This is a genomic window from Kitasatospora sp. NPDC047058 (genome assembly GCF_040643935.1).
Taxonomy (GTDB): Bacteria; Actinomycetota; Actinomycetes; order Streptomycetales; family Streptomycetaceae; genus Kitasatospora.
The window spans coordinates 1-5,345 of record NZ_JBEYVJ010000434.1; the positions used below are offsets into that span (position 1 = coordinate 1).

Annotated in this window: 5 protein-coding genes; 1 reads left to right on the forward strand and 4 read right to left on the reverse strand. The window is 76.1% G+C overall.

The window, feature by feature from the left end; all coding sequences use genetic code 11:
* Positions 1–144: 144 nt before the first annotated feature.
* From ABZ885_RS34750 to ABZ885_RS34765, 4 genes are all read right to left on the reverse strand, one after another.
* Positions 145–1,371, reverse strand: a complete 1,227-nt coding sequence (locus ABZ885_RS34750) for a globin domain-containing protein (RefSeq protein ID WP_360197823.1) — start codon at positions 1,369–1,371, stop codon at positions 145–147.
* Positions 1,372–1,493: 122 nt separating this feature from the next.
* Positions 1,494–1,937, reverse strand: a complete 444-nt coding sequence (locus ABZ885_RS34755; protein WP_360197826.1) for an Rrf2 family transcriptional regulator — start codon at positions 1,935–1,937, stop codon at positions 1,494–1,496.
* A gap of 189 nt (positions 1,938–2,126) precedes the next feature.
* Positions 2,127–3,656, reverse strand: a complete 1,530-nt coding sequence (locus tag ABZ885_RS34760; RefSeq protein ID WP_360197829.1) for an MATE family efflux transporter — start codon at positions 3,654–3,656, stop codon at positions 2,127–2,129.
* 313 nt (positions 3,657–3,969) lie between these two features.
* Positions 3,970–4,734, reverse strand: coding sequence for an SDR family NAD(P)-dependent oxidoreductase (locus tag ABZ885_RS34765; RefSeq protein WP_360197832.1), 765 nt, complete (start codon positions 4,732–4,734; stop codon positions 3,970–3,972).
* A gap of 49 nt (positions 4,735–4,783) precedes the next feature.
* On the opposite strand from ABZ885_RS34765, the gene ABZ885_RS34770 reads away from it, so the two are divergent.
* A partial coding sequence (locus ABZ885_RS34770) for a hypothetical protein (protein WP_360197835.1) occupies positions 4,784–5,345 on the forward strand: 562 nt, incomplete at its 3' end.

Below are 5,345 nucleotides of genomic sequence, written 5' to 3' on the forward strand. Positions count from 1 at the left end.
CCTTCTACCCCCCCCACCCCGCCAACCGCGCTGCTTCCCATGGTCCCTGTCGTACACACGGGTGCACTCCCCACCGGCCCGGCGCGGCGGGAGGGTGCCGCGCCGGGCCGGGCCGTGCCCCCGGGGGGCCGGGGGCCGGGGAGGTCAGGCGTCCTGGCCGAGCCAGAGGTCGGGGCCGAACACCTCGTAGTGGATGGCCGAGGCCGGCACGCCGGCGGTGAGCAGCTGGCTGCGGACCGAGCGCAGGAAGGGCAGCGGGCCGCAGAGGTACGCGGTGGTGCCGGCCGGGATGTCGACGGTGGAGAGGTCGACCAGGCCGGTGCGCTCCTGCGGCCAGTCGCCGAGCGGGCGCTCGTAGAAGACGTGGGCGGTCGCGTTCGGCAGCTTGGCGGTGAGCTGGCCGAGGTCGGCGCGGAAGGCGTGCGAGAGCTGGTCGCGGTCGCCGTGGACGGAGATCACCCTCCGGGCGGAGCCGGTGCCGGCCAGGTGGGCCAGCATCGCGGTCATCGGGGTGTTGCCGATGCCGGCCGAGGCGAGCAGCACCGGGCCGGCCTCGGCGCCCGCGTGGTCGGCCAGGGTGAGGTCGCCCAGCGGCGGGGCGAGCTCGACGACGTCGCCGGTGTGCAGGTGGTCGTGCAGGTGGTTGGAGATCTCGCCGGCCGGGTCGCCCTCGGCCGCGGCGGCGGCCCGCTTGACGGTGAACTGCAGCGCGCCGTCCGGGTTGCCGGAGAGGCTGTACTGGCGGATCTGGTGGGCGCCGTCGGGCAGCTCGGCGCGGACCGAGACGTACTGGCCGGGCCGGGACGGCGGGACGGGGCCGCCGTCGGCCGGGCGGACCAGGTAGGTGGTGACGTCGTCGGTCTCCTGGTAGCGGGCCACCACCGTGTACGGGCGCCACAGGTCGGCCGGGTCGCCGCCCTGCGCGGCCGCGGTCTCGGCGCGCAGCCGGTCCTCGACGGCGATCAGCGCGTTGGCCATCAGCCAGTACACCTCGTCCCAGGCGGCGGCGACCTCGGGCGTCACGGCCTCGCCGAGCACCTCGACGATGGCGGCGAACAGGTGCTCGTGGACGATCCGGTACTGGTCGTTGCTGATGCCGACCGAGACGTGCTTGTGCGCGATCCGGGCGAGCATGGCGTCCGGCCGCTGGTCGGGGTGGGCTATCAGGGCCGAGGCGAACGCGGCTATGGAGCCGGCCAGTGCCTGCCGCTGGCTGCCGTTGGCCTGGTTGCCCCGGTTGAACAGGTCGCGCAGCAGCTCCGGGTGGGCCGCGAACATCTTCTGGTAGAAGAGCGGCGTGATGTCGCCGATCGCACCGCCAACGGCGGGCAGGGTGGCTTCGACGACCTCGGCGGACTTGGCGGACAGCATCTGGCTAGCTCCAAATTGGTATCTGAGAGTCGTATTTTAGGCCGTGCGGATGCGCGACCCGGCGGTGCGGGTGGGTGGGGGTGTGGGGTTGGGGCGTGGGGGTCGGGGTGGTGGGCGGGGGCTCAGTCGGCGGGTCTGCCGGTGAGGCTGAGCAGGATCGGGCCGGTGGGGGAGCCGACCAGGTCACCGATGGAGAGCGGGTCGAGCGTGGCGAAGAACGCCTCCTGTGCGGTGCGCAGCGCCCCGCGCAGGCGGCATGCGGCGCGCAGCGGGCACGGCGGCTCGTCCTCGCAGCCGACCACGTCGCCGACGCCCTCCAGCTCGCGCAGCAGCAGCCCGAGCGAGCCGGTCCGGCCGGCGGAGGTGAGTACCAGGCCCCCGCCCCGCCCGCGCCGGGCCTCCACCACCCCGAGGTGCTGCAGCCGGCTGACCACCTTGGCGGCGTGCGTGTACGGCACGGCCACCGCCTCGGCCACCTCGCGGGTGGTCGGGAGCGCGTCCTCGTCGAGGACCGCCAGCCGCATGGCGATGCGGAGGGCGATGTCGGTGCTCTTGGTCAGCCTCACGATCCAGAGGCTATCTAATGCGACTCCAGGAATCCAATTTCCTGCACGCGAGCTGCCGAGGGCTCTCCCGCGCGGGCTGTCGGGGCCGTCCCGGGCGGGCTCCCGGCATGGTGGGCGGGCTCCGGCGGGCGGACTCCGGCGGGCGGGCGGTTCGGCGGGTGCCCGAAGGGCCTCGGGCCGCCCGGCGCCTCACGCCCCGCACTCGACGGGGGCCGGCATGCCGAGGCCGGCCGCGGTCCGGCTGGCGAGGGTGCGGCCGTAGCGGCGCAGCAGGAGGGTGGCGGTGGTGGCGAGGCCGAGCGTCAGGCCGACCCAGAGGCCGCGCACGCCGGTGCCGAGGGGGCCGGAGAGCAGCCAGCCGGCCGGCAGGCCGACCAGCCAGTACCCGACCAGGGTGATCCGGAAGCCGCCCGCGGTGTCGTCCAGTCCGCGGAGCAGGCCGACGCCGATGACCTGGGCGCAGTCGACGACCTGGAGCAGCGCGATGACGACCAGCAGGCCGGTGGCGATCTCCAGGCCCGGCCGGTCGGCGGCCGCGTCCGGGGCGAAGAACGGGCGCAGCACCAGCTCGGGCAGGGCGAGGTAGAGCGCGCCGGACGCGGTCGTCACCGCCGCGCCGCAGGCCAGTGCGGTGTTCCGCAGGCGCCGTACGGCCGCGTGGTCGCCGAGGGTGAGCTCGCGGCTGACGTCGATGGACGCCGCCTGGGAGAGGCCGACCCCGAGCTGGAACACGATGTTGATCAGCTGGCTGACGGCGGTGTGCGCGGCGAGCGCGGCCGCGCCGAAGCTGCCGGCCAGCAGCGCGGTCACCAGGAAGAAGCCGCCCTCGGAGCCGTAGGTGGCGGAGATCGGCGTGCCGAGCCGGAGCAGCCGCCGCAGGGCCGGCAGGTCGGCCTTGCGGAAGCCCGGGCGGAGCAGCGGCGCGAGCAGCGGGTCGCGGCGGGCGATCGCGTACAGCGCCGCGCAGGAGAACAGCTGCACGATGCTGGTGGCGACCCCGATACCGGCCAGGCCGAGTTCGGGAAGACCCCAACTCCCGTGGGCCAGCGCCCAGTCGAGGGTGGCGTTGACGGCGATCGAGACGACCGTGATCTGCAGCAGGGCCTGCGGGCGGCGCATGCCGACGGTGAACTCGCGCAGCGCCTGGAACCAGAGGCTGGGCAGCAGGCCGGGGGCGAGCGCGGCGAGCATGTCCCGGGTGAGGGCGGCTACGTGGGCGTCCTGGCCGAGGAGACCCACCGCCCGGCCGGCCAGGATCATCACGACGATGCCGGTGATCCCGGCGATGGTGGCGACCGCGATGGCCGCCCGGAGCGCGCCGCGGACCTCGTCCTCGGACCGCGCCGCCTCGCTGGCCGGTGCGGCCCCGTGGGCCGGAGCAGCCCCGCCGGCCGGGGAGCCCCCGTCGCCTTCCGCGCCGGTGCCTGACGCCGCACCGCCTGCGGCCGGTCCGGTGCGTGCCGCCCGTTCCGCGCGGGCGGCGGCCGCGGCCACCTGGTTGCCCACGGGCGTGATCAGGCCGGCGCCCATGACACGGACCTGGACGAAGATCACCACCGCGAGCCCCCCGGCCGCGAGTTCCGCCGTCCCGAGGGCGCCCATCATCACCATGTCGGTGGTGGTGAGTGCGATCTGGGCGAGCTGGGTGAGCGCGAGCGGGACGGCGAGGACGGCGAGGGCCCGGCTGTCGCGGGCGAGGGCGATGAGGTGCTGTCGCATGGCGGGCGTCACGGGTCTCCGGTGTCCGGAGGCCCGCCGGTCCGGCTGGTCCGCCGCAGGGAAGGCCTCGTGCGGTGGGCGACGGGCAGGGTGGAGCCGGGGCGCGTCTCCGGACTCCCGCCTGCCGGGCGTTCGACGACTCGCCATGGCTCCGCCGCCGCGAGCGTAACCGGAGGCGTCGCCATGAGTCGCGTGGTTTTCGCGTGGGTGCGACGAGTTGACTGACCGTCGGCTCGCCCGTGGCCGCTGGCCGCCCGGGCGCCGCCCCGCCGTCGTCACGGCCGCCGCCTTCGTCACGCCCCCACCGTCGGGGTCAGCTGTCCCGCAGGATCCGGTACGCCGTGCGCGGGTGGAGACGCAGCAGGGCGAGCAGGGTGCGGGAGGCGCCGACCGGGATGACCGGACGGCCGCGTTCGATGCCGCGCAGGACGGCCCCGGCGGCGGCCGATGCGGGGATCTTGCGGGTGGCGCCCTCGCGGCCCGCGGTCATCGGGGTGTCGACCAGCGGCAGGACCACCTCCTGGACCCGGACCGCAGGCGTTCCGCGCTCGGCCTGGTACCGCAGCGCCTGCAGCAGGGTGTGGACGGCGGCCTTGGTCGCGCAGTACACCGGCGCGGTCCGCTTGGGCGCGTAGGCCAGCCCGGAGGTGGCGGCGACGAAGGCGGCGGCACCGCCCTCGGCGCCGGCGGCGGCGAGGTGCGGCCAGCTCGCGGTGGCGAGCTCGACCACCGACCGCAGGTTCACCGCGATCTCCTCCTCGGCCCGGGCCAGCACCTCGGGCGCCGGCCCCCGGGTGAGGTCGCCGAGGTGCTGGACGCCGGCGTTGGCCACCACCACGTCCAGGCCGCCGAGTGCGGCGACCGCGCGCCCGGCCAGCCGGGTCGCCTCGCCGGGCACCGAGAGGTCGGCGGCGAAGGCGGTCAGCGGCGTGCCGCCGAGGAGTTGCGGCCCGTCCGCCGCGACCCGGCGGCCGCAGACGGCGACCCGGGCGCCGGCCGCGGTGAGGGCCTCCGCGAGGGCGAGGCCGACCCCGCTGGTGCCGCCGGTGACCAGGATGCGCTTTCCGTTCAGGTTCATGCCGGACACGATGGCGCGGCCCGGCCACCCGCACTTGTACCATCGCGCCATGCGGCCGGCGGTGAGGGAGATGGCGCGCACCGTCCACCCCGAGCTGGCCGGCGCGGTCCTCACCGCGCTCGCCCGGCACGCCGGGCCGTCGCCGTTGCCGTCGTCGTTGCCGTCGTCGTTGCAGCAGCAGCCGCCGTTCCAGCCGCCCGGCCCGGCCGAGACCGAGGCGGGCCGGCTCCTCGCCGACGGTGCCGCGGTGCCCGAAGCGCTGCACCGCGAACTGCTCGCCGCCCTGCACGTCCGCGGCCGCGCCGCCGTGCTCGATGCCGGACGCGCACTCTTCGAGCGCCCACGGGACCCGCTGCTGCGCGGGCTGATGGCCGCTCCCGACGTCCCCGCGCTGCTCGCCCGCGCCCGCCCCGTCGAGCCCTGGCTCTACGCCGGGCACCGGACCCGGAGCACGCTCCGGACCGGCGAACTGACGGTCCGTCATCTCGCCTACCTCGGACGACCGCCCGCCCTCGCCGAGACCCTCTTCGTCTGCGCCGTGCACACCGCCGCCGTGGCCGCCGTCACCGGCCGGCCGGTCGACGCCACGCTGCTCGCCGCGGACCGTCCGG